Genomic DNA, 24,931 nt, shown 5'->3' with positions numbered 1-24,931 from the left:
CGAAAATAGGACAATGCAAGTGAAGATAAGTTCATTTTTACATCAGTGAGGCTCTATGGCTCGCAGGTGTTGGCGCACCGACAGGAAAGACCCCAGCCAACCCAAAAATGACGCCAGTGCCATCATCTGCAGCAGCTCAACAAAGGTCAGGGACTGCATCTCAAGTTGGCTGCCATACAGGCCCAAAAGCGAGGCCAACGCCCCATCCAGATACCAGACCAAGAGGTTGATTATCACCCAGGCGAGTATACCGCCGATAACACCATACCAGATGCCGGTGTAGAGAAAGGGCCGCTGAATAAAGGCTTCCGTGGCCCCGACCAGCTTCATGACCTCAATTTCACTGCGCCGATTCATGATAGCCAAGCGAATCGTGTTGCCTATGACCAGCACCACTGCCAGGATCAGCAGTGCCGCCAACGCCAGCACGGTACGTTCCAACAAGCGCACCAGCGCCTGTAAGCGCTCCAGCCACTCGATATCCAGACGGCCAAAGCTCACCTCAGGCTCACGCTCCAGCTTGGTCAAAAGCTCTCTGGCGCCTGCGGGGCTGGAATACTTTTCGGTGGGGATCACGCTGATCACCGCCGGTAAAGGGTTGCTTTCCAGATAGGAGAGCGCCTCGCCGAAACCAGACAGCTGTTGGAACTCCGCCAGTGCCTCGTCACGATTGATATAGTCGACCTCGTCGATTTCCGGGTAGACCTTTATCCGTGCCAGCAGGCTCTGAATACTCTGCTCTGAGCGGTTCCCCTCAATAAACAAGGAGATCTGTGCCGCGCTGCTCCAGGATTGGGTAATGGTTTCGGCATTTTTTACCAGCACCTGCAAGGCGGCCGGCAAACTCAGGCTGACACCCAGCACAGCCATGGTCATCAGCGATGAGATAGGGTTGCGCCACAACTCACCCATGCTGGCCATGGCATGCTGTATATGGCGGATAAAGAACATCACTATCCGGCCGGAAAGCGGGAGTTTACTGCGGGTCAATGAAGGCTGGGCAGACATAGCTTATTCCTTAGCGCTCATGGGGCTAGTCCCCAGTTCTTCACCACCTATCATCCGCCCCTGCTTCAGGGTCAGGGTGCGGTATTTCATTCTGGCGATAAGACCGAGATCATGGGTGGCAATCAGCACGCTGGTGCCCGCATCGTTGAAGGTTTCAAACAGCCTGAGAATATCCATGGACAGCTTGGGGTCCAGGTTACCCGTAGGTTCATCGGCCAGCAATAGAGGGGGTTTGTTGACTATCGCCCTGGCAATGCCTACCCGCTGCTGCTCACCGCCCGAAAGCATGATGGGGTTATGGCGCTCTTTACCATAGAGACCCACCATATCCAGAGCACCGGCTACCCGCTTGCGGATCTCCCCCAGGGTAAAACCTTCGATAACCAAGGGCAGCGCCACATTGTCAAACACGCTGCGGTCCATCAACAGATGGTGGCTTTGGAAAATCATCCCGATATCGCGGCGCAGGTAAGGCACATGGCCGCGCTTGATACCGGCGATATCATGGCCGTTGATCCATACCCGGCCGGCACTGGCGCGCTCGATAACTGTGATCAATTTGAGCAAGGTACTCTTACCGGCCCCGGAATGCCCGGTAAGAAAGGCCATTTCACCCCGCTGAAGATGAAAACTCACATCAGACAGTGCCTTTTGGCCCCCGGCGTAAATTTTGCTGACCTGCTCAAATCGAATCATATATCAGTTATCCGCCTTCTCCTGACTGAACAGGGCTTCGATAAAGTCTTTGGCATTGAAGGTACGCAGATCGTCTATCTGCTCTCCCACGCCTATGTAACGAATAGGAATACCAAATTTATCGGCAATGGCAAAGATAACTCCGCCTTTGGCGGTACCATCCAGCTTGCTGATACTGATACCGGTAACCCCGACGGCTTCCTGGAACAACTGCGCCTGACTGATGGCATTCTGGCCCGTGCTGGCATCCAGGGTCAGCATCACTTCATGGGGAGCGTCCGGATCCAGTTTCTTCATCACCCGAACCACCTTCTTCAGCTCTTCCATCAGATGGCTCTTGTTCTGCAAACGACCTGCGGTATCGGCAATCAACACATCGACATTTCTGGCCTTGGCGGCCTGCAGGGCATCAAACAGCACAGAGGCGCTATCGGCACCTGTATGCTGGGCAATCACAGGAATATCGTTGCGCTGGCCCCAAACCTGCAGCTGCTCAACCGCAGCGGCGCGGAAGGTATCACCGGCTGCCAGCATGACAGACTTGCCTTCGCGCTGATACTGTTTGGCCAACTTGCCTATGGTAGTGGTCTTGCCAACGCCGTTGACACCCACCATTAATATAACGAAAGGCCCGGCGGCATTGTCCGGAACCAGAGGCACATTCACAGGCTCCAGTGTCGCCAGCATCTCCTGCTGCAGCAATTCATATAAGGCTTCGGCGTCCTTGAGCTGCTTGCGTGAAGCATGATCTATCAGGCTGGAGATCAACCGACTGGTGGTTTCCACCCCAACGTCGGCAATAAGCAGTTGCTCTTCCAGCTCTTCAAATAGGTCATCATCAATCTTTTTACCGCGAAACAGCCCGATAAAACCGCTACCGATATTTTCGCTGGTGCGCATCAGCCCCCGTTTGAGGCGGGCAAAGAAACCCTCTTTAACAGGTTTTGCCTGTGGCTCAGGTTGAGCTTCTTCATCAGCAGCCTGTTCGGCCTGGTTTTTTTCAGCGGCCAGACGCTCGGCTTCGGCCTGTTCTGCCTGCGCTTTTTCAGCAGCCAGACGCTCGGCTTCGGCCTGTTCTGCCTGCGCCTTTTCGGCCGCCAGACGCTCGGCTTCGGCCTGTTCTGCCTGCGCCTTTTCAGCAGCAATACGCTCGGCTTCTGCCTGTTCTGCCTGCGCTTTTTCAGCAGCCAGACGTTCGGCTTCGGCCTGTTCAGCCTGCGCCTTTTCAGCAGCAATACGCTCGGCTTCTGCCTGTTCAGCCTGTGCCTTTTCAGCAGCAATACGCTCGGCTTCGGCCTGTTCTGCCTGCGCTTTTTCAGCAGCCAGACGTTCAGCTTCGGCTTGCTCTGCCTGTGCCTTTTCAGCAGCCAGACGTGCTGCTTCTGCCTGCTCGGCCTGGGCCTTTTCAGCAGCCAGACGTTCGGCTTCAGCCCGCTCGGCCTGCGCCTTTTCAGCCGCCAGACGCTCAGCTTCGGCCTGTTCAGCCTGTGCCTTTTCAGTCGCCAGACGATCAGCTTCGGCTTGTTCGGTCTGCGCCTTTTCAGCAGCTAAACGTTCGGTCTCGGCCGCGGCTTCTGCGGCTTGTTGTTCGGCGAGTTTGGCCGCCTGCTCGGCTTCGTCATTACTTTTGTCTTTACGAAACCAGGAAAAAAAACCTTTCTTTGCCATCAGTGCTACCAGTGCTCAACATCGTGGGGGATCTTCAGGAGCCGGGCTCCCGCTTGAGGTCGCAACTATTTCCCTGGAGCAGCGGGGCCTGTTATGGGCATTCCCGAGCGATAAAGGGCTTTAGCTTCATCTCACCTTTTCGGCTGAGTTTGTTATAAAATAGCGACGCTTTAAGGTGGCATAGTCTACCACTTTCTTTCTTCAGGCAAAATCACGGGGGCAAGATGGCCAAAAATAGACCGGGCAGCGGTCAGGTTCGTATTATCGCAGGCCAATGGCGCTCGAGAAAATTACCCATCCAGGATCTGGAAGGCCTGAGGCCAACCACAGACAGAGTGCGGGAAACACTATTTAACTGGCTGGCAGGTGAACTCAGTGGCAGCTCGGTGTTGGACTGTTTCGGTGGCAGTGGCGCACTTGCCTTGGAAGCCCTGTCCCGCTATGCCGCTTTTGCCAGAGTCTATGAGCTGCAAAAAACCGCCGCTCAGCAACTGCAGCAGAATCTGCAAACCCTAAAATGCGACAGTGCCGAGGTCATCAACGGCGATGTATTGGCCGGTTTGGCGCGCCCTGCCGATCGCCGTTTCGATATCGTGTTTATCGATCCCCCTTTTCGCAAGGGACTGGCCGAGCAAACCCTAACCCTGCTGGCCCGGCATCAATGGCTCAACCCAGGCGCCCTTATCTATCTCGAAGTGGAATCAGAATTGCAGCAGTTGCCGATACCGGCCGACTGGGAGGCATTGAAAGAGAAGCAGGCCGGCCAGGTCAGCTACCGTCTGTATCGTTTCCCAGGAGGAGTAGAGTCATGAAAGCCGTATTAGTGTTGGGAAAACTGGCGACCCTATTGGCCTGGGTGTTGATGTTTTTCAACCTGTTCAGCCCGTTTGAAGGCAATATCGGCGTGATACTCACCATACTTCTCGGGGTAACCGCCATGATGCATGGGCTGCAGGTGCTGATATTTCACACGATATTTTGTCAGTTGTTGCCGCTCAAGGCTAAAGACTATCTCAACGCCTTTCTATTCGGGGTGTTTGCCTTGCTGGATTACCGCCAAAGAGCACTGAGTCAACTGGCTACAGAAACCTCGGCAAACACTCAGGATTGAGGCGGCAAAGGCGCCTCTTTACCCTTGGCCAATATTTCCAGCATTTGCTGCAAATGCTGGCTCAGGGCTTCAGCCTCGGCTGTCGCAAACCTTTGCTTAAGGGAAGCATCGAGTTGAGTCGCCAGCTCAGCCTTCACAGCAGAGAGAGCCGGTTGGTTCTCTTCAACCTGTAACTTGGCAACGCTGAGAGCCAACAACTTGAGCTCAGGCAACAACTCTATTTGCTTCAATGGTGCCAATAAACCTGGGTCGTCATCACTGAGTCGTTGATCCAGAGTCACCAGCAGCTGGTCGACCCGCGCCAAAGTCTGCTCTCCACGCTGATACAGAGGAGTTATGGCAACATCATTGGCAAAGTCAGTGAGTTGATAAAGGGTCACGCTCAGCGTCAGCACGATTAACAACAGCGGCAGTGACAACCCGAACACCAGACCGACCCAAAAGTTATTGATACCGGATAAAAAGGCTCGCATTGCTCCTCCGCTGTCAGCAACAAGGCCATCCTATGGATGGCCCGGGATCACAGGAATTTGATTGCCAAGGGGTACTTGTATTCCACGCCCTCACTGGCCTTGACCGCTGCGACTATGGTCACCACCACATCGAAAATTGCCAGTACAGCCACCAGCACCAAACCTATGCCAACAAAGATCAGGATCAGGCTGATGATGGTGTAAATGATCATACTGATTTTGAAGTTCAGGCAATTACGGCCGCAAACGTCGACAAATTCAAACTCTTCCCGTTTCATCAACCAAACGATCAACGGCCCCAAGATAGTGCCGAAAGGGATCAGGTAACCGGCAAAGCTCGCCAGGTGCACCAACATTCCCATGTCTCTTTCCTGCTTTTCCATGTTGTTTCCTAACTTTTTTCAGTTCAAAGCCAAACTATCCGGGCCATAGAGGCGCATCTGCCAGTCTTCTATGCTGCCCCGCTCCAGTCGGCGCTGCAAGCTGCCAACCCAGCTGGCCGCCAAACCTTCACAACTGAGCAGCCTGTCATAGGCGGCCGCATCAAATTCGGGGCAAAAATACAGCTTCATCGCCTCGGCAACACTGATATCGGTACGCCTTTGTTTCAGTATCAGGGCATCCTGACAGCTTATGATGCCAGGCTTCAGCACCCGATAGAACCAACCTGACATACCCGTTTGCTGCATGGCAAGGGCAAAGTCCCGCTGGCCATATTGGTGATTGAGCTTAAAACAGGGGGAACGTGGTTGGGTGACCTGCAGCTCGACTTCGCCAAAGCTGAGGATATCGCCGATATGAATATCCGCCTCGGTCAGGCCAACACTGCTGATGTTTTCTCCCATGGCCGGCGCATCCTGCCCCGCGGTTATCAGCCCCATGCGCCGGTAGTGGCCATAGTGCTCGCGAGGAAAATGATGCAGTACCCTATCCGGGCCACCATGATGTTTGGGATCCGCCTGGGCATCACCCGCAACCCTGGCGTCGAAAACCTCCAGCGTCTCCATCTGGGATTTGTTATCTATCCCGCTTGCCAGCTTGTCCCTGAATGTCAGCTCATCACCGGCATACAGCCCAGAAATCTTGTCAATCAAACACTTGGTCACGTTACGTCTCCCTTCGGGTGCCAAAGCCCGATCATACTCCAAGCTTACGGGACAGATCACGGACATTTCCATACAAAGCGGCGCTATTGTATGGCCGTGACGCCGAGGACAATACCAGGGATTTCTTATGTATTCAGGAGAAGTAATATGAAAGCATTCAGATTCAGCGCCCTGGCCCTTGTTGGGGCTGCAGTAAGCAGTGCCGCCTTGGCGGACAACACTGACGTTTATATCCGTAATGGCCAGATTTACAGCCATGAAAACAGTTTCTTTGTCTCTGCCGGTGCCTATCAGGGCAGCGAACTCTATCAAGGCGTCGATTCCAAGCTGCGTCCCTTCGGTAACCTGGGTTATAACGGCAAGGACTTCAACGCCTCACTGGCCAATATCAACTACCGTTTCTTCGGCAATGATAAAGATCTGTTCAACCTGAGTGTGTACCTGGGTAGTCCGGGTATTGCCTTGAAAGACTCAGACGCGGCAGCGCTTGGCGGCATCCATGAACGTAAACTGAGTGGCGATCTGGGTATCAACCTGGATACCCAACTGGGATTCGGTACTCTGTCCACCTCGGTACAACATGACGTAACCAACAGATACAACGGCTTTATCGGCCAGGTCCGTTACGCCGTACCACTAAACCTGGGCTGGGGTAGTGTCGTTCCCTACGCCGGCGTCAGCTACCTGAGCAGTGACTTTACCCAGTACTACTTCGGAGTCAGCAAGGCTGAAGCCAATAAGCAGCATAAGGCCTACCAACCGGGCAAAGCCTTCACCTACAACGCAGGTTACAAGCTGATTGTGCCTCTGGGAGAACATCTCGAACTCAGCCAAAGCAGCAACTACAGCTACCTGGATTCCGCCATTGCCGACTCGCCGATTGTTGATGGCAAACAGCAGTGGAACGCCAACCTGGCACTGACTTATTACTTCTGAATCTGAGGTCCTTGGATGAAATCGCTTAAAAACCTCTTGCTTGCCGCAGGCTTAGCCATAGTTGTCAGTGGCTGTGCTACCCCTTATGACACCCAGAAATCCTTCTGGACCTTTGGCAAAGGCTTTGAGACAACCCAAATTGCCTCAAATGCCTGGCAAATAAGTTTTGTCGGCAATAACAACACTGACAGGGCCCTGGCCCGCAAATACATTCTGCGCAAAGCGGCAGAGTTGAGCCAGCAAGGGGGATTTGCCTTCTTCACCCTGGACAGCGAACAAACCAACAGGGATGCGGTGAATACTTTTGGTGTGGGTCGCAATGACAATAGCTGGCTCTGGGGCTCCAACTCAATTGAGAGGGAAACCTCAGTGATAGTGGAAGTCACCGGCCTGAACCAGAAGCCGGAAAATCCAGGTACCCGGGTTTATGAAGTCAGCTATATTCTCAGTAATGTCAGCGTTAAAGACTGAATGGTCACTGGTAAAGGGGTGACTGAGTCCCCCTTTATGCCAATCAAATTGTCACTTATGTAATCGGGGTGCTAATTTTGCTTTATCTTGATCCACAAGCTTATCGGCAGGAAATGGCAAACACTCGCATAACACTCGTAGAAGACGACAATAAGATCAGTGACCTTCTGACCAATTACCTCAGGAACCAACATTTCGATGTAGAGCGGATAGACAATGGCAACTGTGCCTGCCAGCAGATCCTCGAGCGTCAACCTGAGCTGGTGATCCTGGATCTTATGTTGCCGGGAAACGATGGCTTGAGTATCTGCCGTGAAATCCGGGCCCAATACCAAGGCAAGATACTGATCCTCACCGCCAGTGAAGATGACATGGATCAAGTGGCAGCTCTGGAGATGGGCGCCGATGACTTTGTCAATAAACCTATTCAGCCCAGGGTACTGCTGGCCAGGATCCGCATGTTACTGAGACGGCAGGAAAGCGCGGTCACAGAGAGCAACCGTGAACGTCAGTTTGGTGAACTCTATCTGGACAATGCCCGCAAGTTCTGCGCCGTCAGTCAGACAGAGGTCAACCTCACCGCAGCCGAATTCGACCTGTTGTGGCTGCTGAGCTCACATCCGGATGAAATACTGTCGCGGGAGTTTCTGGTCAAAGAAACCCGCGGCATAGAGTACGACGGAATAGACCGCAGCATAGATAACAAGGTAGTGATTTTGCGTAAAAAATTAGGCGACAACCCCAGCTTGCCACGCAAGATAATCACAGTAAGGGGCAAGGGTTATCTATTTGTGCCGGATAGGTGGTAATGAAGCGCCTGTTTATCTTCTCCTATCTGGTGCTGGTGTTTCTGTTTTTCACCTCCATCATTTTTGTCTTTCAGTTGGACTTCTTTTCCTCCGATGAGTGGGAAAGCGACTATCTGGACCGCACCAATATGTCACTGAGCCAGCTGTTGTCTGAAATCTCGGCCGCCAAGGGTGTTGCCAGTGCCGAGGCCTCACTTGAGCAGGTGCTAGGCAACGTGCACAAACAGCTGAGGGTCATCTCTTTGGACTCGGCCGAGCTGTCGGCTGAAGAAAAACAGATCCTGAGAGACAACCGGCATTACGTCAAAGACATGGAAGAGGATATCTCCTATATCATGTTCCAGGGTTCAGATAAGGTGTATGCCATCAGCCGTGATGAGTCCGCTCCTTTCTGGCAGGAATACTATTTCAAAGAATCCGTTGCCCTCTGGGTGCTGTTTCCCGTGTTGGCTTTTATCAACTTTGTACTGCTCTACCTGTTGGCCCGGCGTCTGCGCCGCTTGGAAAGGGTTCACAGTGCCTTTGCCAATGGAGATTTCAAAGTACGGGCCAAGACAGGTGTTTGGCACAAGGTGGGACACCTGAACCAGTCATTCAATCAAATGGCTGACAAGATAGCCAAACTCATCGACAGCAACAAACAACTCACCAATGCCGTTGCCCATGAAGTGCGTACACCTATATTCAGGATCCGTTGCAATCTGGACATGCTGGACGATTCCGGCGTGCGCCCGGAGCAAATGTCTTATCTGGAAGGCATACATCAGGACCTGGATGAACTCGGCACCATGGTGGACGAGTTGCTGCAATACGCCAGAATGGAGCGACGTCAGGCGCCATTACAATTGAGCTGCCAATCATTGGATACCGCGCTGCAGGAGTTGATTGCCCACCTGCAGTTTGAAACCGATATCGCCCTTGAACTCACCAAGGTAGAACCACTGGAGGCCATGGTAGATCTGCGCCTCTGGCATAGAGCTGTCAGCAATATCATCCGCAACGGCTACCGCTATGCCAGCCAAAGCGTCAGCATAAGGCTCAGCGGCGACACTGACAGGATCTGGCTGCATATTGCCAACGATGGCCCAGGGATCCAGGATGAAGATAAACAGCGCATTTTTGATCCCTTCGTTCGCATAGACAAATCACGGGATCGCGGCAGCGGCGGTCACGGCCTGGGATTGGCCATCAGTGCCCAGATCATTCGCCAGCACTGTGGGGACATTAGCGTCAGCGACACAGCAAGCGGTGGCCCGAGTTTCGATATCTGGTTACCCAGACCGGCAACAAGCTGCCAAAACAGATAAAAAAAGCCCCGTTAAGAAACGGGGCACCAGCAAACCAGTTGGGAATCAGCGGGCGAATCACAGCGCCATAAAGAAGACTCGCTGCACATATTGGGGCTTAGGAAGGTGTGAACAAGTCCCATGTGTGCTCTGCGTCGGCTTACGGGCCTGGATGCAAGGCGTGGTTCGCAGCACCCTGAGCATTCGCCAGCACTGTGGGGACATTAGCGTCAGCGACACAGCAAACGGTGGCCCAAGTTTCGATATCTGGTTACCCAGACCGGCAACAAGCTGCCAAAACAGATAAAAAAAGCCCCGTTAAGAAACGGGGCACCAGCAAACCAGTTGGGAATCAGCGGGCGAATCACAGCGCCATAAAGAAGACTCGCTGCACATATTGGGGCTATTAGGTGACGCATTCATGACACAGAGGCGACAGCGGGATGACAATCGCCTCGAACCTTGGGCAACAGGATTAAAAAAGCCCTGCTTCAAGAGCAGGGCAAGCCAGTTAGCACATAAATAAACAAGAAGGGAGAAACCCGAAGAGCCCTTGAGCTCTAACCAAAGATCGCCAGCAAGATTAAGCCCACTTGATGACGGCGGCATGACACTGATGCGGGATTTTTATGACAAGCTCAATTCTGCTGTGCTTGCAGGTACTGACGTAAGGCGTCTCCCGGAATCGAGGTTTCCGAGGCAACCGCGAAAGCCGCCCACTGAGCGGCTTCCTTCATGGCCTGTTCCACTGCCATTCCCGATACCAAACCATGGATAAGCCCGGCGGCAAAGGCATCACCGGCCCCCGTGGTATCCACCACTTTCGCCGGAACCGCCGCTATCAGCGTCTCACCACTCTCCTGGTATAACACCGCGCCCTGCTCGCCTTGAGTCACAATAAAGTATTTAAGTGCATCACCGGCTATCTGACGCCCAAACTGCCAGGGGCTGAGCTCGCTGCGCCCTTGCATATCGGTTATCGAAGACAGCAATACATGGCAGGGTCTTGGCCTGTCATCTTTGGCCAATTGTGCCACCACCAGAGTGTGTTCCAGCGCGGTTCGCGCCCAACTGACCGCCCCTTCGGCAGAGGAGTTGATATAGAGCGCATCCCACTGCGACCACTTGGGCGGCGCCGGCAATTCAAATATCGGCCGCTGCGGCCGGATAATGGTGCGCTCGCCATCCGGGGTCATCACCAACAACATTTCACAGGTATTGCCTGCTCGCCGCTGCACCCTGCGACAATCCAGCCCTTGGGTACTGGCTTCGGCCAGCAGCCAATCGCCCATCTCGTCTCGCCCAACCTGACTGACCAGAGCCACATTATGACCGGCCCATTCCAGCCCTATGCCAGTGTTGGCGCCACCACCACCCAAGCGTTGGCCACCATCCTGATAATGGAATCTACCTCCGGTACGCAAGGGTTTATCCAGCAATAAGATTCGGTCACAGTTAAGGTTGGCAACGAGCAAAATCTTGGCCATAGAAATAGTCCACAGAAACGAATGACCCCATCTTACCCCAGGGCAAACACTAAATGCAGCGCAGCCAACAACAAAGGCCACAAGAGGTGATATTGCCAAACGGCTAAAAACACCGTTTTAACTCAGCAAAAATTGCCGTTCAAGCGAGTTTTTATTTACATTTATTCAAAGTTAAAACAGACTATTAAACATCCAGACTTTGGTGAAATTTTCTTTCCAAGACAACAAAATAAACTCACTTTACCCGAGCGCTACAGACTCCTATATTCGCGGAAAATTTCACCATTCAGACTTTTTAAACTGATCTCCGTTTAAAAGGTCGTTTTTCTATTTGGAGTCTGAGTTGTCCCAACCTCACGCCACCGCTCACAACAACAGTGCCTGGGTACCTGTTGCGGGTTTGACCCTGTTTGCTCTGGCTTCCGGCTATCATATGAGTCTGCTGCCACTGGCATTGGACGGTTTTGGCTTAGCGACAGATCTGGCGGCTTGGCTGGCGAGTATTTTCTATTTCGGCCTGTTGCTCGGGGCAACTTGTATTTCACCTGTCGTGGCACGCCTGGGACACAGAGGTGCCTTCATCCTGTTTCTATTGCTGTTGGCGGCGACAGTGGCTGGCATGCCCTTGGTGGTTAATGGCCAGTTTTGGCTGGCGGCGCGCTTTATTGCCGGGATTGCCGTGGCCGGCATCTTCGTAGTGGTGGAGTCCTGGTTGTTGATAGCCGACACCGCCAAGCAGAGAGCCAAGCGTTTGGGCTTCTATACAGGCTCACTCTATGGCGGTAACGCCCTGGGACAACTGGGTGTGGGACAGTTGGGTGTCGATGGTGCCATGCCGCATATTTTGGTGGCTATAGTACTGGTGTTGGCCGTATTGCCGCCACTGCTGGCCAAGCGCTGTCAGCCACAAAAAATACAGCATCAGAAGATTAGCTTCAAAGAAGTCAGGCATGTCAGTCGCCCTGCCATCATGGGCTGTCTGGTTGCAGGTTTGGTATTGGGCCCCATCTATGGCCTGATGCCTGTGTTTCTCAGCGAGCAGACAGGTGACCACCAGCTGACGGGCAAACTGATGGCCATAGTGATCCTGGGAGCCATGTTGGTGCAACCCCTGGTCAGTTGGTTGTCTCCCAGATTCAGCAAGACTCTCTTGATGGCGTTTTTCTGTTTGTTGGGCGCCGCCGGGGTTGTGGGTATTCTGCTGAGTCACAGCACTTTGGTGATGGGCTTCAACCTGTTGCTGCTGGGGGCTGCCGCCTTCGCCCTCTACCCTATCGCTATTACGCTGGCCTGTGACAGCCTCGACAGCAGCAAGATAGTGGCGGCAACCGAACTTATGCTGCTCAGCTACTCAGTGGGTTCTGTTATCGGGCCTCTGGTGGCCAACGGCTTCCAGCAACAGCAGGGTCTGCCCATGTATCTGGGCTTGTGTCTGACCACAACTTGTATCTATATGCTGTTGTCCAGTGTGCGACCAACCCGTGGCCGGATGCCGGCACTGCGTCCCTGAGCCGCTGCTGAGGCTCAGGATCCTTGGCCGGACTCAGGCACTCAACTCGGCCTTGGGCGGCCAGACAAGATACATGCCCTCACTGGCCGGTGAACTGAAACTGAAACCAAATTTGAGGTACAGTTGCGGCACATCGGCCATCAAGGTGATATAGGCACCCTCGAAGGCGTGAGCTTTCAGATAGTCCATCACCTTTTGCATCAACAAACGCCCCAAGCCTTGTCCCTGCCAGCGGGGATCGACAGCCACATCCACCACTTCAAAATTAATTGCTCCGTCCCCCACCACCCTGGCCATGGCGATACACTCACCCTCGAAAACAAGTTGCACACCATAGAGGCTGCTGGGCAGCGCCTTTTCGACACCGGCTCTCGGCCTAGGGCTCAGTCCGGTAATCTGCCGCAAACGGATAAAGTCCTCCACAGCGGCGGTTTGCTCCAGAACTTCAACTTGCTGTTTCATTTGGATAACCACTCCTTTGCCAACAGGGCATATTGATACTCACAGCCCCAGCGTCCCTTAAAGAAAATATTGTCGATAAAATGCCCTTCGCGGCGAAAGCCCAAGGCCTCAAGCAAGCGCCAGGCAGGGCGATTCTCCGTGTCAGTAATTGCAATCACCCTGTGCCTGCCAAGCTCCCGAAACAGGTAATCCAGCACGGCGAATACCGCTTCCCTGGCGATACCCTGCCCCTGGCAGAGTGGATCCAGGCTGAATCCCAACTCCACTTGCTGCTCATCAATGAAGTGCAAGGCCAGATCGCCGGCCAGAGTGCCGTCGGTAAGCTCAATAGCCAGTTGATACCAATGACCGCTCAGCGCCCAAGCTTTTGGAATGGCTTCATACAAGGTCTTGGCTTGTTCGAGACTGAAGGTGTCCCAGCTTTGATAACGAGCCACCTGCGGCTCCTGCCGATAACGGCTGAAGGCGGCAAGATCTGACGCTCTTAAGCGGCGCAGTGTCAGGTTGGTGCTTGTAATTGGCTCCATTCGCTATCCAGCCCTTTGCTTTTCACCAAAACAACAGAACTCCTGTACAGCCGGTAGCGCTTCACGGCCATCGGCCAGCCCTAAATGATACACAGCCTCTACCTTGTTGATGTCGCGCTCCAGCCTCGACAAGTCCAGCGCCATCTTGGGTTGGATCACCATGGCACTCCCTTCAGCAACCGCCTGTTGTAATTGTTGTTGTGCCTGGTTGTACACCTGATGGCGCCTCAGCAAAGCCTCGGCAACCTTGGGGTAACGCCGATAGGCCTTTTGTGCCAACCATTTAAACTTAAAGGCTGACTTACTGTAATCCGCGGCCTGGGTCAGGATAACCAGCTGTTTTTGATAGCCGTCAGCTCTGGCTTGCTGCAGCGGGATAGGAGCCGCAATGCCACCATCAAGATAAGGCACCCCATTGATGGCGACGGGTTTGGAGATAAAAGGCAGGCTGCTTGAGGCAATCAGTATCTGCAACAGCTCGTCGTGGCCACCAAAATCACTCATGCCAAAGAAGTCGGTTTCACCGGAAAGGCAGTTGAAAGCACCTATTTTGAATTCGGCCCCCGAGGACAGGAAGGTCTCAAAATCGAACGGCAGCAACTCGTGAGCCATACGTCTATAGGTGAAGTCAGTATTGACATAATTGCCCGTCTTCAGCAGATGCCTCATGCCCATGTAGCGCTTATCTGCAAGATAACGCTGCTGAATTAACAGGTTACGCCCTTTCTGTCTGGAAAGGTACGAAGCCGGGTAGATGGCTCCAGCGGAAACCCCTACCTGATAATCAAACATGACTCCGGCTTCCAGGAAAGCATCCAGCACCCCGGCGGTATAAATGGCGCGCAGGCCACCGCCCTCCAGCACCAAAGCCGTGCCTTGCAGTTGCGAAAACTCTGTGACCATTATGATTCCCCCAATACAGCCAATAGCGCAGCATAGCCAAGCAAGGCCCACAGGGGAAGCCACTCTTGAAATACCCGTACTTTAGCAGTAAGAAATTTGCCTTGAATTACTTAAGCTTATGCTGATTTTTCATTAAGAAATCCGCCAAAAACATTCAAATTGATTGTCAACTCACCCTTGGCAACCCCTGGTGGCATAGGGCTTGCCCCTGCTTGGCCGGGTCCAAATGCCGCCGATATCAGTCGAGTCGGCACCATCAGGCAACTGATTAAAAAGTAACTTATCTGCAGTGGCAGGAAGCCACGCAGTATCGCCTGACAGGAGTAAAAGGAATGGATGCTAGCAATCAAGGAGAAATCTGCTTACTGCCGCAGTTGGCCAACAAGCACAAACTCAAGCTCTATCGCTGCTGTCTGGAAGAATTTCGACAGTTGGGCTACTGGGACCAATATGTGCAACAGGTGCAGGATGAAATGCACAGGCTACAGGCCTTGGCGGAAGAGTAAACTGCATTGCACCCGGTAATAGGGTGACACAAGTCAAATTTAAGTTGAATTTTTCCCCGGAACAGGCTGCAATAGCGACGCAAAATTTCACCTTGGGCGGTTTAGCCACTCAAAGATGCAAAGCCAACTTCAATTTGGCCAAGGATGCCGAAATACTTAAGGGAAAAAGATGAAACGCTTTGTTTTTTATTTTATTTTTGGTTATGCCTGTTACCTGAGTTGGGTAAAACTCAGCGGCAATGAACCGCAGCAGCTGACCGACATTCACCAAGACACCATAAGCAACAGCATCCGCGAAGCGGCTCAAACCGCCCCGCGCTATGCCAGTAAGCCTGTAGAGATGGACGCCGGCTTCCACTGCGATGGACGCCAGTATTGCAGCCAGATGACCTCCAGAGCCGAAGCCGAGTACTTCAACCGTTACTGCCCCAACACCAAGATGGATGGCGACAATGATGGCCGCCCCTGTGAAAACGACAGCCGCTGGTAAAGCAATAATCCGTCTTGGCCTGTAGCCATTTCCCCAACTGGCAATGACAATCCTGAGTCAAGCGGCAACCAGTGGACCATCTTCTGCAAAACAGGCACTCAGGGTTGCTATGGCTTCGCGGATCTTTGGCGCCTGCGCCTCTCGTCCCGCGGTCAGAGCGTAAACGCTGTACTGCGGCAGTTGCCAGTCAGGCAATAGAGGCAACAAAGTGCCCTGCTGCAAAAACTGCCGCACTTCAGGCTCCGGCAAGGCCGCATAACCCAAACCATCCAAGGTAAAGCGGATCAGACTCTGCATATTGTTGACCGCCAGACGCCCTGGCGCCAAAGACAGCTGCTCACCACTGACGGTATGACTCAACATACTGTCCTGCACCATACTCCCCTTATGGCACAGACGCTCCCAGTTCTGCAATTCACCAGGATGCATGGGCATTGAGTTCCCTCGCCTACACAGAAAGTCCGGTGCCACGCACAAGAGCATCTGCCAATCGGCCAGATGATGAGCCACCAGCGCCGAATCGGCCAAAGGCCCGATACAGATGGCCAGATCTATGCCACTACCCACCAGATCCACAGTCTCATCCTGCAGCTGCAGCGACAATTGAATGCCGGGATGCGCTTCCAACAGACGCCTTAGCGGCTCACAGAGAAGACCGCCACCAAAGCCAACAGGGGCGGCTATGCGCAACTCACCGGCCGGACCGTCCTTCAAACGACTCAACTGCAGCTCTGTCTCATCGGCAAGAGCAATCATCTGTACACAGCTCTGGTAAAAGAGCTTACCTGCCTCGGTCGGTGTCAACGCCCTGGTGCTACGATTAAGTAGCCCAAGCCCAAGTTGCTGCTCCAGCTTGAAGATCTGCTGGCTAACGGCAGATGTACTCATGCATAACTGCCTGGCGGCGGCATTCATGGTGCCTTTCTCAACTGTGGTGGCAAATACCAGCATCGCCTTGACCATCTGCCTATTCATCTTTAAGCCCCATCACAACAGCAAAAACATCTCAGTTACGGCGGTCGCCATAAAGCATTCCTTAACTGTGTTTCCAGAAAAATGCGCTTGAGAGGATTGTATCATCGGCGTAAATTCTCGCCATTGAAAATCATTCTCATTTACCAAATTTGCATTTATGCATTCAGGAGTTTAAAGCCGATGTCTTTGTGTCGAATCAGCCCTCTGGCCAGCGCCATTGCCGCACTCTTCCTCATACCTGCAGCACAGGCCGATGAAGCGCCCCAAGACATGGAAGTCATAGTGGTTACCGCCTCCGGCTACGAGCAACAACTCAAGGATGCTCCCGCCTCTATCAGCGTACTTACCCGAGAACAGCTGGATAGCCGTTTCTATCGCGATATTACCGATGCCATGTTGGATGTTCCCGGTGTCGTGGTTACCGGTGGCAGCGATCGCCGTGACATTAGCCTGAGGGGCATGGGAAGCCAATACACACTGATCCTGGTGGACGGCATGCGCCAGTCATCCCGGGAGACTCGCACCAATAGCGATGGCCCGGGAGTCGAAGGCGCCTGGACTCCGCCACTGTCGGCAATAGACAGAATCGAAGTGGTGCGCGGCCCCATGTCATCCCTGTATGGTTCTGACGCCATAGGCGGGGTGATCAATATCATCACCCGCAAGGTTCCGGAAAACTGGCAGGGAGAACTCAGACTGGACAGCACAGTTCAGGAACACAGCGAATCCGGCAATATCTATCAGGGCAACTTCTTTGTCAGCGGTGCCCTGATCCCTGACTGGCTGGGGTTACAACTTTATGGCCAGTACACCAAGCGTGAAGAAGACCAGATAACCGGCGGTTACCGCGGTCGAGATGCCAACAATCTCAGTGCCCGTTTCTCGCTGACCCCGAGTGACGACCACGACATCATTTTGGAAGTCAGCAGTGCCGTTCAAGAGTTGGACAGCACCCTGGGCAAAACCGTCGCCCCGCTCGCTCCCGGTGAATCCTGCGGTCGTTACGGCTGCCCGGCGTCCTCCACCACCGAATATGAGAGCCGCAAATACTCCTTGGCACACACGGGCCGCTGGGAAATAGGCACGAGTAATACCTGGGTCAAATATGAAGAGTTCGAAAACAAAAGCCGAGAGATGACCATCAAGAACACTGATGCCCAGACCAGTCTGGTCACCGGCTTTGGTGATAGTCATACCACCACCTTTGGGGCCGCCTTCAACTACCAGGATCTCAGCGACAAGACAGGTAACCAGATAGGTGACCGTAGTGACATCAGCAGACGCCAATGGTCGGTATTTGCCGAAAACGAATGGCGCATGAGCGACACCTTTGCCCTGACGGCCGGTTTACGCATGGATGATGACGAAAACTTTGGCGAACACTTCAGCCCCCGTATCTACGGAGTCTGGGATCTGACCGACAGCACAACGCTCAAAGGTGGTGTTTCCACCGGCTTCAGGGCCCCAAGCCTGAGACAAACTGTGCCGGATTGGGGCCAGGTCAGCCGCGGTGGCAATATGTATGGTAACCCGGATCTCAAACCCGAGACTTCAATCAACTACGAGCTGGGGCTGCACACAGGCTTCGGCGACAATATCACCACGGCCCTGACCGTCTTCTATAACGAGTTTGAAGACAAAATTACCCGAGTACCCTGCCCCGAGAGTCAGTGTACCGACGGTCCGAACCAGTTTGGCTCCGATCCCACCACTTACGTGAATGTGGATGAAGCGGTAACTCAGGGGTTCGAGCTGGATTTCAACTATGACATCAATGATGACATCCAGCTTTCGGCCAACTACACCTATACGGACTCAGAGCAAAAGACAGGGCGCTATCAGGGCAGTCCATTGAATCAATTGCCCAAGCACCTGCTGCAAACCTCCCTGAACTGGCAAATCAACGACCGCTGGGGCAGTTGGGCCAGAGTGCACTACCGGGGTGAAGAGAGCCAACCCACCACGGGCCCCTCTTCGTCGACTCTGGTGGCCCCCTCTTACACTCTGGTGGATATAGGGGCCAACCTGCAGCTGATGGAAAACCTCAAACTCAGCGCCGGTATCTATAATCTACTGGACAAAGAGATTACCCAGGAAGAATACGGCTATATCGAGGACGGCCGCCGCTATTGGCTGGGGATGACCTGGAGTTTCTAACGAGGAAGCCTTATGCCGTTTTTATAAGCCAGAACAGTTCTGGGATATACTGGCGCCGTTCAACTCTCTCACTCCAAAGACCGCGCACCGCCGCGGTCTTTTAATAGCTGTTGCAAAAAACGCCATGACAGCGTTTACTGTGTCCGCGCCAAATTCCCAAGGTTAAGGAAAACAATGAAACTGATACTGATCATTATCGCGTTTGTGGCCTTCTTTATCGCCCTGAAAAAGTGGCAACGAGCCCATGCGGTAAAAAGCGGCGACCCTGATGCCATGGCCAATGAAGGCTTGAGACTGATTGGCAGAAATAGCGTCGATGAAGGCATAGCGCTGCTGGAACAGGCCGCCAATAAAGATCATCCCGCCGCCGCCCAAATGCTCTATGAGTTCTATACCCGTCCCGAGCTGGAGATGGTGCCCAACGATGCCGACAAGGCGATGCATTGGGCCGCCAAGGCCTCGTCATTGGACAATGAATTTGCCAAGCTCCATGACCTGATGTTGGAGCTGCGCCAACACCCTGCTTTTGGTGACAATATTCAGCTGCTGGAGCAAAACTTACTCCCCAGAGCCGAAGCCGGTGATACTGAGAGCCAGAGCCAACTGGGACGGGTCTATTCCCGTAACCCGATACTCGATAAGGACGGCAGTAAGGCGATGAAATGGCTCGAGTTGGCCGCCGCCAAGGATGATCCCGAAGCCTGCTTTCATCTGGGGATATTGCTGCAGGAGCCCAGGCAAGGGGAAGCCGATTTGCAGCAGGCCAGATTCTGGCTCACCAAGGCACACCAGCTGGGTGAAGCGGCCAGCGCCGGTCATCTGGCGGAAATGATGTTGCAAGGCCTAGGTGGCCCGGTGGATAAACGCCAGGCCGAGCAGCTGTTGATAGAGCAGGCTCAGGACAGCAGTTACTTTCAGTTGATGCTGGGACAGCGCTACCTGCGCGGTGACCAATTACCTCAAGATCTGCACAAGGCCAGAGAGTGGTTGGAAAAAGCCGCGGCCGATGAAGATGATAGCGTGGCAGATCCAGTGTTGGCCGGCTTCCTGCTCGAACACTCCCGCGACAGTCAGGATCATCTGCGTGCCAAGGCAATACTCGAACCCCTGGCACAGGCTTGGGATCTTAGTGCCCATTTTCAACTCGGTAAACTCTATGAACAAGGGCTGGGCGTCAATCGCCAGTTGCCGCTGGCACTGATGCATTTCGAGTTTGCTTCCATGGGGGACGAAGCCGAGTATATCGCGGCCAAAGAGTCACTGGCGGTACGTCTGAGCCAATCGGAAAAACAGCAGGCCGAAGCACTCAAGCAGGAATATCTGGTGCTACACCCCATAGACAGCCTGGCCCAGGCCAGATTGGATCTCCTCAAGGGCCAGGCTCTGCTGTATGCGGATAAGGGAGAATACAAGGAACTACAACAAGCGCTGCCCTGGCTGGAGAAGGCCGCCTTCGGCGGAGAAACTCTGGCCTATGAAGAGCTGTATGAAACTTACCTCGAACTGGACCAAAGGGTAGATGCCGCCGTATGGCTGCAGCTGGAACTGGAAGAACATAACCAGTTCGGTTTGTTGGGTGATCAGGTACTGCAGCAACAGGAACTGTTGCAAAGCTTTACCGAGGCCGAAACCGCCTGGTATGAGCAGCGTCTCGAAGAGATTCGGGCGCAGTTGCCGCAAAATAACCCAGAAGCCGCCTGAGCTGTATTAAACCTTTGAAGACAGACCCAGGCCAAGGCCTGGGTCTGTCTTTTCTGAGATGATTGCCAGAACCGCTAACCCAGCGGTTCAGCCTTTATTCTTGATGGTCCAGTAGGCGGCGTTGACACCATCTTCACGAAATTCGATATCCACCGGGTACTCACGCTCACAACCCTCGACTATCCAGCGTTCATGCCAGTAGCGCTCACCGACTTTGCCTTTGGGCATCGCCAGCACAAAGGCAAAAAACTGCTCCGGCACCTCGCAGCCGCGACGAGCCACTTCGGCAGCCACTCCCGGCATGGCATCCCTGAGCAGGGTTTCATTGGCTAAAGTGCCTTGCTGAACTATCTCCTCAGAGAAGTATTCCCCTTCGGCCGCGGCTACCGGCAGTGACACCAGCAAGCCACACAAGATCCCAATCCATTTCATCTGTTTTCCTCCCTGATAGTTTCTGTATCAATATTAGCCCGTCATCCCGCCACAGGCTCAACCAGCCTAGTCGAAGATTGCCATGCTTTAGGTCACCGGAGTGTGAACAAAGCTATAGTTTCATGTAAAACAATATCTTAAGCTTTAATATTTTTGGATTTATGCACCGAGGCAAAATACCATTAAGGATTCCATGGCTGCGGCCTTCCCTATATCCGCTGCCACTCTCAGCTTGCCAGACGTCAGAGGCTTGGCTAGACTGCCGCGCTAGCGACGATTCAGTTGGCAATATCTCTATTCTATAAACCGGGCGATGTAATGAAAGCAAAGCAGTATCAGGGCTTTACCCTAATTGAACTTGTAGTGGTGATTATTATCCTCGGGATCCTGGCAGTGGTGGCCGCGCCCAAGTTCCTCAATCTGCGCGACGACGCCACGGAGCAGGTGTTCAGGGGCCAGTATGCCGCCTTTGAATCTGCGGTAAAACTCTATCACAGTGGCTATCTGGCCAAGGGGTATCAGGGCGCCATCGACAATCTGGCCAGCTTTGGTGATGGCAGTGTTGATTCCAGTGTCAACGGCTGGCCCTATGCCACTGCAGGCAAAGACACTCACATTTTCAACGCCTGCGAACAGTTGTGGCATGGCCTCACTGATACCGACCTCAGCATAGCCTATGTAGAAGATGCCAATCTGCCTACAACCACTGTCGACGTGGCCTATACCTATAAGCAAACGCCCAATACATGCATCTACCGCTCAGTGTATTTTATCCAGCAAAATGAACCGACACTGATCATGGAGTATCAGCCGGATACGGGTGAGGTCTCGGTTCGCAAAACCTTCTGGAGTCAGCCTTAGAGCTTGGCAGCTTCTCCCGGACTCTGGTCGAAGTAACGCTTGAACTCCCGGCTGAATTGGGCCGGGCTCTCATAGCCCACTTCCAGTGCCGCTTCCTTCACCTTGAGGCGCTGTCTTTGCAGTAACTCTTTGGCCTTATTGAGGCGGATCTTCTTCAAGTACTGAATGGGCGATGAGGCCGTGACCTCCTTGAAACAGCGATGAAATGCCGAGGGGCTCATGTTGACCAACTCGGCCAGCTGCTCTACCTCCACACTTTCACGATAGTTCTGATGCAGATATTTGAGCGCCTTCTCTACTCGGGATAAACGGGTATGACTGAGTGCCAGCGCATATAAAGGCGCCGCATTGTCGGAAGCCAATACCCGAAACAGCAACTCCTGCACCATGGCCTGACCCAAGACCTCGGCTTCCAACGGCGACTGCAGAGCCAGCAGCAAACGCTCGACACAGCAGAGCATGTCTTCGCTGTTGGCGGCAACAAAGAAGCCGCTCTGACGGGCATCATCGAGATCCTTGGGCACCTTGTGGTGTTGATCCATCATGCGGATCAACTGGTTCAGTTGCTGCAGATCTATATCCACCATGAGTACCAATACCGGTTCTTCCTCGGAAGCAAAGGTTTCACACTCCACCGGCATAGGCACTGTCATCACCAAGGTGTTCTGCGGATCATAGTCATAGATCTTATCTTCGAGATAGACACGTTTACGCCCCTGGCCGACTATCATGATCCCTTGGGAATAACACATGGGGCCACGGCTGCCATAGGCCGAACTGCGAAACAGATGCACCCCTGGCAGGCTGGTGCTGTTCACCCCTTCATCCACCGCCAGGACCGCCATTAAGGCTGCAATATCACTCATAACACTCTCCAATCATCAGGGTTTGGATACTAGCACCATTACAGAAAAAAGCATCAAAATAGCCATATTCAAGCCCCAATTAACCAAACTAGGCAGGAATAGGCATAAATGCTCCAGCAATGTGTATTTCAATCCAAGCAGAGGGGACTAAGATGGCAACCATAGTTTTTCGGCTGTAGAAGAGAGAAATATCATGCTCAATTTCGACTATCGCAACCCTACCCACATAGTATTTGGTAAAGACAGACTGGCAGAACTGGATCAACTGGTACCGGCCAATGCCAGAGTGCTGGTGACTTACGGCGGTGGCAGTGTCAAACGCTTCGGCACTCTGGACAAGGTCATAACCGCGCTGGGCGACCGTGTTGTATTTGAATTCGGTGGCATTGAAGCCAACCCTAAATATGACACCCTGGCCAGGGCTGCCGAGCTGGCGCGGCGCGAATCCATCGACTTTCTGTTGGCCGTCGGTGGCGGTTCAGTGATGGACGGCACCAAGTTTATTGCCCTGGCGGCAAAATTCGATGGCGACAGCAGCAGCTTGCTGCATCACGGTTTCAACCCGGTTCCCGTCACAGAGGTACTGCCTGTCGGTACGGTAGCGACACTGCCGGCCACAGGTTCAGAAATGAATGCCTTTGCCGTGGTCAGCCATCAGGGTGGCAAGTTTCCCGTGACTCATCCACAGAGTTTCCCGGTATTCTCCGTGCTGGATCCCAGCCTGACCTTCAGTCTGCCGAAGATCCAGGTCGCCAACGGCGTAGTTGACTCTTTCGTGCACGTGGTCGAGCAATACGTCACCTTCCCCGTGGATGCCAGAGTTCAGGACAGAATGGCCGAAGGCATACTGAAGACCCTGATTGAAGTGGGCCCTGTCACCGTGGCCGAGCCGGAGAACTATAATGCCCGCGCCAACCTGGTGTGGAGTGCCACCTCGGCGCTCAACGGCATGATAGGCAGCGGCGTACCGGCAGACTGGACCACTCATATGATAGGCCACGAGCTGACTGCCATGTTCGGCATAGATCATGCGCAAACGCTGGCCGTAGTCCTGCCCTCTGTCTGGCGGGTGCGCAAGGAACAGAAACGCGCCAAACTGCTGCAATATGCCGAGCGGGTTTGGGATATCACTTCGGGTGATGAAGACAGCCGTATCGAGCAAGCTATTGCAGCCACTCAGGCCTTCTTTGAACAGGTTGGCCTCAAGACTCGTCTGCGCGACTATGATGTGCCGCAAGAGCGTATCGCCGATGTCGTTGCCGCACTGGAAGCTCACGGCATGACCGCCTTATCTGAAACCGGCGATCTCGGTCTGGACAGCAGCCGTGAAATCCTTGAGCTGGCCTGGTAAGTTCAGCAAACCAAACGATTCTCACGCCTGAGATAAAATACAGTTTAAACAGGGCCTTTAGGCCCTGTTTCTTTAGCCTTCCTTGACCGCTCTCAAACTGTAGACCAAGGGAATGGCTTTGCCTTGATGATATAACCTGAAACGCCCCGGCGTATCCTCCTGCAAGCCCTCGAAACAGTCATAGGGACTGAAGTCATACTCGCGAAAAGCCCGCAACTGCAAACCATTGGCCAACAAGGCGCTGATGACATCAGCCAGGGAGTGTGACCAACAAACCGTGGTATGCTGTGCTTCCTGAGCATTCTCGGTATAGCTGCCCTCCAACTCCACATCGGCCTTACCTGTGTGGAAGTAGTCATAACCGTCAAACAATGCCTGCAATGGATGGAACTCGGCCAGGTAGAGTTCACCGCCCGGCTTAAGGCAAGCGCTCACAGTTTCTGCCCAGCGATGTAGATCCGGCAACCAAACCAGCGCGCCATAAGAGACATACACGAGATCGAATTGGCGCTGCAACAAAGCCGGCGCCTGATAGAGGTCGCCACAAACAAACTCGGCGTCGATAGCGGCTTGCTCCGCCAGTTGGCGGGCGCTGGTAATGGCCTCGTCAGACAAATCCAGGCCTGCGACACTGGCGGCCCCTTCTCTGGCCCAGGAGAGAGTATCCAAGCCAAAGTGACACTGGAGATGCAGCAAGGACTTGCCCTTGACCGATAGTTCCGCCAGCTCTATTTCCCGCAACGAACTGCGACCACTGAGAAACCCCTTAACGTCATAAAACTCTGACTGCAGATGTAACTTGGTACGCTCATTCCAGGCCTGCTGATTCAGCCTTTGGTACTCTTTTTCATGATCCATCCCTTTCATCTATCTCATCTCCAGATATTCTGCCTGATGTTGGTTTATTCGCCGGCGATCTCCGGGCGCTTACAAACTGAGGCTCAGTCCCTGATTGTACCGAGTGTCCGGCGGACACCCGAATAGCCAAATCGGTCACTTTTTAAGGAAAGAGGACACTACTGCGGACACTTGCTGGAAGATAGTTGCAAAAATAGCAAACATAAACAATGCATTATGTTTTGGCATGTTTTCTGCTTTAGCTGATAAGAGAAACAGTCGTCGACTGGCGTTGTGGAACT

The 24,931-nt window shown here is 53.5% G+C and carries 27 protein-coding genes; 13 read left to right on the top strand and 14 right to left on the bottom strand.

Annotation, left to right across the window (positions count from 1 at the left end; all coding sequences use genetic code 11):
• Positions 1 to 42: 42 nt before the first annotated feature.
• The 3 genes from ftsX to ftsY are packed head-to-tail and all read right to left on the bottom strand — an operon-like array spanning position 43 to position 3,372.
• On the bottom strand, positions 43 to 1,008 hold the full coding sequence (ftsX, locus tag ACMHXI_RS14530; RefSeq protein ID WP_025012146.1) for a permease-like cell division protein FtsX: 966 nt from the start codon (positions 1,006 to 1,008) through the stop codon (positions 43 to 45).
• 3 nt (positions 1,009 to 1,011) lie between these two features.
• The gene (ftsE, locus tag ACMHXI_RS14525) at positions 1,012 to 1,704 is read right to left on the bottom strand and encodes a cell division ATP-binding protein FtsE (RefSeq protein ID WP_025012145.1); all 693 of its coding nucleotides are present in this window, start codon (positions 1,702 to 1,704) and stop codon (positions 1,012 to 1,014) included.
• Positions 1,705 to 1,707: 3 nt separating this feature from the next.
• A complete protein-coding gene (gene ftsY / locus ACMHXI_RS14520) occupies positions 1,708 to 3,372 on the bottom strand; it encodes a signal recognition particle-docking protein FtsY (protein ID WP_208123936.1) in 1,665 nt (554 codons plus the stop codon).
• 224 nt (positions 3,373 to 3,596) lie between these two features.
• On the opposite strand from ftsY, the gene rsmD reads away from it, so the two are divergent.
• The gene (rsmD, locus tag ACMHXI_RS14515; RefSeq protein ID WP_025888876.1) at positions 3,597 to 4,184 is read left to right on the top strand and encodes a 16S rRNA (guanine(966)-N(2))-methyltransferase RsmD; all 588 of its coding nucleotides are present in this window, start codon (positions 3,597 to 3,599) and stop codon (positions 4,182 to 4,184) included.
• Positions 4,181 to 4,483 carry a DUF1145 domain-containing protein gene (locus ACMHXI_RS14510; RefSeq protein ID WP_093983983.1) on the top strand — a complete coding sequence of 101 codons (303 nt, stop codon included), beginning with the start codon at positions 4,181 to 4,183 and terminating at the stop codon, positions 4,481 to 4,483. Before rsmD ends, ACMHXI_RS14510 begins: the two co-directional genes overlap by 4 nt.
• On the opposite strand, the gene ACMHXI_RS14505 is transcribed toward ACMHXI_RS14510, so the two are convergent.
• From ACMHXI_RS14505 to ACMHXI_RS14495, 3 genes are read right to left on the bottom strand one after another with little or no spacing between them, the layout of a single operon-like run.
• A complete protein-coding gene (locus tag ACMHXI_RS14505; RefSeq protein WP_208123937.1) occupies positions 4,474 to 4,956 on the bottom strand; it encodes a hypothetical protein in 483 nt (160 codons plus the stop codon). The two genes, ACMHXI_RS14510 and ACMHXI_RS14505, sit on opposite strands and share 10 nt — an antisense overlap.
• 47 nt (positions 4,957 to 5,003) lie before the next feature.
• Complete coding sequence (locus ACMHXI_RS14500) at positions 5,004 to 5,339, bottom strand: DUF4870 domain-containing protein (RefSeq protein ID WP_037436274.1); 336 nt, start codon at positions 5,337 to 5,339, stop codon at positions 5,004 to 5,006.
• Positions 5,340 to 5,357: 18 nt separating this feature from the next.
• Positions 5,358 to 6,062 (bottom strand): MOSC domain-containing protein, encoded by a 705-nt coding sequence (locus tag ACMHXI_RS14495; protein WP_234519150.1) that lies wholly within the window; start codon positions 6,060 to 6,062, stop codon positions 5,358 to 5,360.
• Positions 6,063 to 6,209: 147 nt separating this feature from the next.
• Between ACMHXI_RS14495 and ACMHXI_RS14490 the strand changes: the two genes are divergently transcribed.
• From ACMHXI_RS14490 to ACMHXI_RS14475, 4 genes are all read left to right on the top strand, one after another.
• A complete protein-coding gene (locus ACMHXI_RS14490; protein WP_044735470.1) occupies positions 6,210 to 6,998 on the top strand; it encodes a MipA/OmpV family protein in 789 nt (262 codons plus the stop codon).
• 15 nt (positions 6,999 to 7,013) lie between these two features.
• Positions 7,014 to 7,469, top strand: a complete 456-nt coding sequence (locus tag ACMHXI_RS14485) for a CC0125/CC1285 family lipoprotein (protein ID WP_044735471.1) — start codon at positions 7,014 to 7,016, stop codon at positions 7,467 to 7,469.
• Between the two features lie 113 nt (positions 7,470 to 7,582).
• Positions 7,583 to 8,278 (top strand): response regulator, encoded by a 696-nt coding sequence (locus tag ACMHXI_RS14480; protein ID WP_413735291.1) that lies wholly within the window; start codon positions 7,583 to 7,585, stop codon positions 8,276 to 8,278.
• Positions 8,278 to 9,585 (top strand): ATP-binding protein, encoded by a 1,308-nt coding sequence (locus ACMHXI_RS14475; protein WP_109247484.1) that lies wholly within the window; start codon positions 8,278 to 8,280, stop codon positions 9,583 to 9,585. The genes ACMHXI_RS14480 and ACMHXI_RS14475 overlap by 1 nt, the downstream gene beginning before the upstream one ends.
• 617 nt (positions 9,586 to 10,202) lie before the next feature.
• Here the strand turns inward: ACMHXI_RS14475 and ACMHXI_RS14470 are convergent.
• On the bottom strand, positions 10,203 to 11,051 hold the full coding sequence (locus tag ACMHXI_RS14470) for a PfkB family carbohydrate kinase (protein WP_208123938.1): 849 nt from the start codon (positions 11,049 to 11,051) through the stop codon (positions 10,203 to 10,205).
• 343 nt (positions 11,052 to 11,394) lie between these two features.
• Between ACMHXI_RS14470 and ACMHXI_RS14465 the strand changes: the two genes are divergently transcribed.
• On the top strand, positions 11,395 to 12,561 hold the full coding sequence (locus ACMHXI_RS14465; protein WP_025009228.1) for an MFS transporter: 1,167 nt from the start codon (positions 11,395 to 11,397) through the stop codon (positions 12,559 to 12,561).
• A 33-nt stretch (positions 12,562 to 12,594) separates the two neighbouring features.
• On the opposite strand, the gene ACMHXI_RS14460 is transcribed toward ACMHXI_RS14465, so the two are convergent.
• The 3 genes from ACMHXI_RS14460 to ACMHXI_RS14450 are packed head-to-tail and all read right to left on the bottom strand — an operon-like array spanning position 12,595 to position 14,432.
• Positions 12,595 to 13,023, bottom strand: a complete 429-nt coding sequence (locus ACMHXI_RS14460) for a GNAT family N-acetyltransferase (protein ID WP_028780755.1) — start codon at positions 13,021 to 13,023, stop codon at positions 12,595 to 12,597.
• The gene (locus ACMHXI_RS14455) at positions 13,020 to 13,550 is read right to left on the bottom strand and encodes a GNAT family N-acetyltransferase (RefSeq protein WP_107005815.1); all 531 of its coding nucleotides are present in this window, start codon (positions 13,548 to 13,550) and stop codon (positions 13,020 to 13,022) included. The genes ACMHXI_RS14460 and ACMHXI_RS14455 overlap by 4 nt, the downstream gene beginning before the upstream one ends.
• Positions 13,551 to 13,553: 3 nt before the next feature.
• The gene (locus tag ACMHXI_RS14450; RefSeq protein ID WP_101059704.1) at positions 13,554 to 14,432 is read right to left on the bottom strand and encodes a patatin family protein; all 879 of its coding nucleotides are present in this window, start codon (positions 14,430 to 14,432) and stop codon (positions 13,554 to 13,556) included.
• 353 nt (positions 14,433 to 14,785) lie between these two features.
• Here ACMHXI_RS14450 and ACMHXI_RS14445 point away from each other — a divergent pair, with 353 nt between their 5' ends.
• Together ACMHXI_RS14445 and ACMHXI_RS14440 are read left to right on the top strand one after the other, a co-directional pair.
• The gene (locus ACMHXI_RS14445) at positions 14,786 to 14,959 is read left to right on the top strand and encodes a hypothetical protein (protein WP_156018539.1); all 174 of its coding nucleotides are present in this window, start codon (positions 14,786 to 14,788) and stop codon (positions 14,957 to 14,959) included.
• 169 nt (positions 14,960 to 15,128) lie between these two features.
• A complete protein-coding gene (locus ACMHXI_RS14440) occupies positions 15,129 to 15,449 on the top strand; it encodes an excalibur calcium-binding domain-containing protein (protein ID WP_025009224.1) in 321 nt (106 codons plus the stop codon).
• Between the two features lie 57 nt (positions 15,450 to 15,506).
• Here the strand turns inward: ACMHXI_RS14440 and ACMHXI_RS14435 are convergent, their stop codons facing one another.
• Positions 15,507 to 16,424, bottom strand: a complete 918-nt coding sequence (locus ACMHXI_RS14435) for a LysR family transcriptional regulator (protein WP_413735286.1) — start codon at positions 16,422 to 16,424, stop codon at positions 15,507 to 15,509.
• Between the two features lie 180 nt (positions 16,425 to 16,604).
• Between ACMHXI_RS14435 and ACMHXI_RS14430 the strand changes: the two genes are divergently transcribed.
• Positions 16,605 to 18,581: a ligand-gated channel protein gene (locus tag ACMHXI_RS14430; RefSeq protein ID WP_101059597.1), complete on the top strand. Its 1,977-nt coding sequence runs from the start codon at positions 16,605 to 16,607 to the stop codon at positions 18,579 to 18,581.
• Between the two features lie 174 nt (positions 18,582 to 18,755).
• Positions 18,756 to 20,282 carry a tetratricopeptide repeat protein gene (locus ACMHXI_RS14425; protein WP_208123941.1) on the top strand — a complete coding sequence of 509 codons (1,527 nt, stop codon included), beginning with the start codon at positions 18,756 to 18,758 and terminating at the stop codon, positions 20,280 to 20,282.
• 87 nt (positions 20,283 to 20,369) lie between these two features.
• Here the strand turns inward: ACMHXI_RS14425 and ACMHXI_RS14420 are convergent, their stop codons facing one another.
• A complete protein-coding gene (locus ACMHXI_RS14420) occupies positions 20,370 to 20,714 on the bottom strand; it encodes a hypothetical protein (RefSeq protein ID WP_025009220.1) in 345 nt (114 codons plus the stop codon).
• Positions 20,715 to 21,032: 318 nt separating this feature from the next.
• Between ACMHXI_RS14420 and ACMHXI_RS14415 the strand changes: the two genes are divergently transcribed.
• Entirely contained in the window at positions 21,033 to 21,575 is a 543-nt protein-coding gene (locus ACMHXI_RS14415; RefSeq protein ID WP_028780749.1) for a type II secretion system protein, read from the top strand.
• On the opposite strand, the gene ACMHXI_RS14410 is transcribed toward ACMHXI_RS14415, so the two are convergent.
• The gene (locus ACMHXI_RS14410; protein WP_115389467.1) at positions 21,572 to 22,441 is read right to left on the bottom strand and encodes an AraC family transcriptional regulator; all 870 of its coding nucleotides are present in this window, start codon (positions 22,439 to 22,441) and stop codon (positions 21,572 to 21,574) included. The two genes, ACMHXI_RS14415 and ACMHXI_RS14410, sit on opposite strands and share 4 nt — an antisense overlap.
• A 193-nt stretch (positions 22,442 to 22,634) precedes the next feature.
• Between ACMHXI_RS14410 and ACMHXI_RS14405 the strand changes: the two genes are divergently transcribed.
• A complete protein-coding gene (locus ACMHXI_RS14405) occupies positions 22,635 to 23,792 on the top strand; it encodes an iron-containing alcohol dehydrogenase (RefSeq protein WP_071237355.1) in 1,158 nt (385 codons plus the stop codon).
• Between the two features lie 72 nt (positions 23,793 to 23,864).
• On the opposite strand, the gene ACMHXI_RS14400 is transcribed toward ACMHXI_RS14405, so the two are convergent.
• A complete protein-coding gene (locus ACMHXI_RS14400) occupies positions 23,865 to 24,659 on the bottom strand; it encodes a class I SAM-dependent methyltransferase (RefSeq protein WP_413735282.1) in 795 nt (264 codons plus the stop codon).
• Between the last annotated feature and the right edge of the window lie 272 nt (positions 24,660 to 24,931).

It is taken from the genome of Shewanella sp. BJSY2023SW005 (assembly GCF_047314585.1).
Taxonomy (GTDB): domain Bacteria; phylum Pseudomonadota; class Gammaproteobacteria; order Enterobacterales; family Shewanellaceae; genus Shewanella; species Shewanella algae.
The sequence above is the reverse complement of the archived record's forward strand: the minus strand, read 5'-3'. Positions and strand labels throughout refer to the sequence as shown.

Excerpts from the sequence above, each read along its gene's own strand:
- ftsX (WP_025012146.1), bottom strand. The coding sequence starts at position 1,008 with ATGTCTGCCCAGCCTTCATTGACCCGCAGTAAACTCCCGCTTTCCGGC.
- ftsE (WP_025012145.1), bottom strand. The coding sequence starts at position 1,704 with ATGATTCGATTTGAGCAGGTCAGCAAAATTTACGCCGGGGGCCAAAAG.
- ftsY (WP_208123936.1), bottom strand. The coding sequence starts at position 3,372 with ATGGCAAAGAAAGGTTTTTTTTCCTGGTTTCGTAAAGACAAAAGTAAT.
- rsmD (WP_025888876.1), top strand. The coding sequence starts at position 3,597 with ATGGCCAAAAATAGACCGGGCAGCGGTCAGGTTCGTATTATCGCAGGC.
- ACMHXI_RS14510 (WP_093983983.1), top strand. The coding sequence starts at position 4,181 with ATGAAAGCCGTATTAGTGTTGGGAAAACTGGCGACCCTATTGGCCTGG.
- ACMHXI_RS14505 (WP_208123937.1), bottom strand. The coding sequence starts at position 4,956 with ATGCGAGCCTTTTTATCCGGTATCAATAACTTTTGGGTCGGTCTGGTG.
- ACMHXI_RS14500 (WP_037436274.1), bottom strand. The coding sequence starts at position 5,339 with ATGGAAAAGCAGGAAAGAGACATGGGAATGTTGGTGCACCTGGCGAGC.
- ACMHXI_RS14490 (WP_044735470.1), top strand. The coding sequence starts at position 6,210 with ATGAAAGCATTCAGATTCAGCGCCCTGGCCCTTGTTGGGGCTGCAGTA.
- ACMHXI_RS14485 (WP_044735471.1), top strand. The coding sequence starts at position 7,014 with ATGAAATCGCTTAAAAACCTCTTGCTTGCCGCAGGCTTAGCCATAGTT.
- ACMHXI_RS14480 (WP_413735291.1), top strand. The coding sequence starts at position 7,583 with ATGGCAAACACTCGCATAACACTCGTAGAAGACGACAATAAGATCAGT.
- ACMHXI_RS14475 (WP_109247484.1), top strand. The coding sequence starts at position 8,278 with ATGAAGCGCCTGTTTATCTTCTCCTATCTGGTGCTGGTGTTTCTGTTT.
- ACMHXI_RS14470 (WP_208123938.1), bottom strand. The coding sequence starts at position 11,051 with ATGGCCAAGATTTTGCTCGTTGCCAACCTTAACTGTGACCGAATCTTA.
- ACMHXI_RS14460 (WP_028780755.1), bottom strand. The coding sequence starts at position 13,023 with ATGAAACAGCAAGTTGAAGTTCTGGAGCAAACCGCCGCTGTGGAGGAC.
- ACMHXI_RS14455 (WP_107005815.1), bottom strand. The coding sequence starts at position 13,550 with ATGGAGCCAATTACAAGCACCAACCTGACACTGCGCCGCTTAAGAGCG.
- ACMHXI_RS14445 (WP_156018539.1), top strand. The coding sequence starts at position 14,786 with ATGGATGCTAGCAATCAAGGAGAAATCTGCTTACTGCCGCAGTTGGCC.
- ACMHXI_RS14440 (WP_025009224.1), top strand. The coding sequence starts at position 15,129 with ATGAAACGCTTTGTTTTTTATTTTATTTTTGGTTATGCCTGTTACCTG.
- ACMHXI_RS14435 (WP_413735286.1), bottom strand. The coding sequence starts at position 16,424 with ATGAATAGGCAGATGGTCAAGGCGATGCTGGTATTTGCCACCACAGTT.
- ACMHXI_RS14430 (WP_101059597.1), top strand. The coding sequence starts at position 16,605 with ATGTCTTTGTGTCGAATCAGCCCTCTGGCCAGCGCCATTGCCGCACTC.
- ACMHXI_RS14425 (WP_208123941.1), top strand. The coding sequence starts at position 18,756 with ATGAAACTGATACTGATCATTATCGCGTTTGTGGCCTTCTTTATCGCC.
- ACMHXI_RS14420 (WP_025009220.1), bottom strand. The coding sequence starts at position 20,714 with ATGAAATGGATTGGGATCTTGTGTGGCTTGCTGGTGTCACTGCCGGTA.
- ACMHXI_RS14415 (WP_028780749.1), top strand. The coding sequence starts at position 21,033 with ATGAAAGCAAAGCAGTATCAGGGCTTTACCCTAATTGAACTTGTAGTG.
- ACMHXI_RS14410 (WP_115389467.1), bottom strand. The coding sequence starts at position 22,441 with ATGAGTGATATTGCAGCCTTAATGGCGGTCCTGGCGGTGGATGAAGGG.
- ACMHXI_RS14405 (WP_071237355.1), top strand. The coding sequence starts at position 22,635 with ATGCTCAATTTCGACTATCGCAACCCTACCCACATAGTATTTGGTAAA.
- ACMHXI_RS14400 (WP_413735282.1), bottom strand. The coding sequence starts at position 24,659 with ATGAAAGGGATGGATCATGAAAAAGAGTACCAAAGGCTGAATCAGCAG.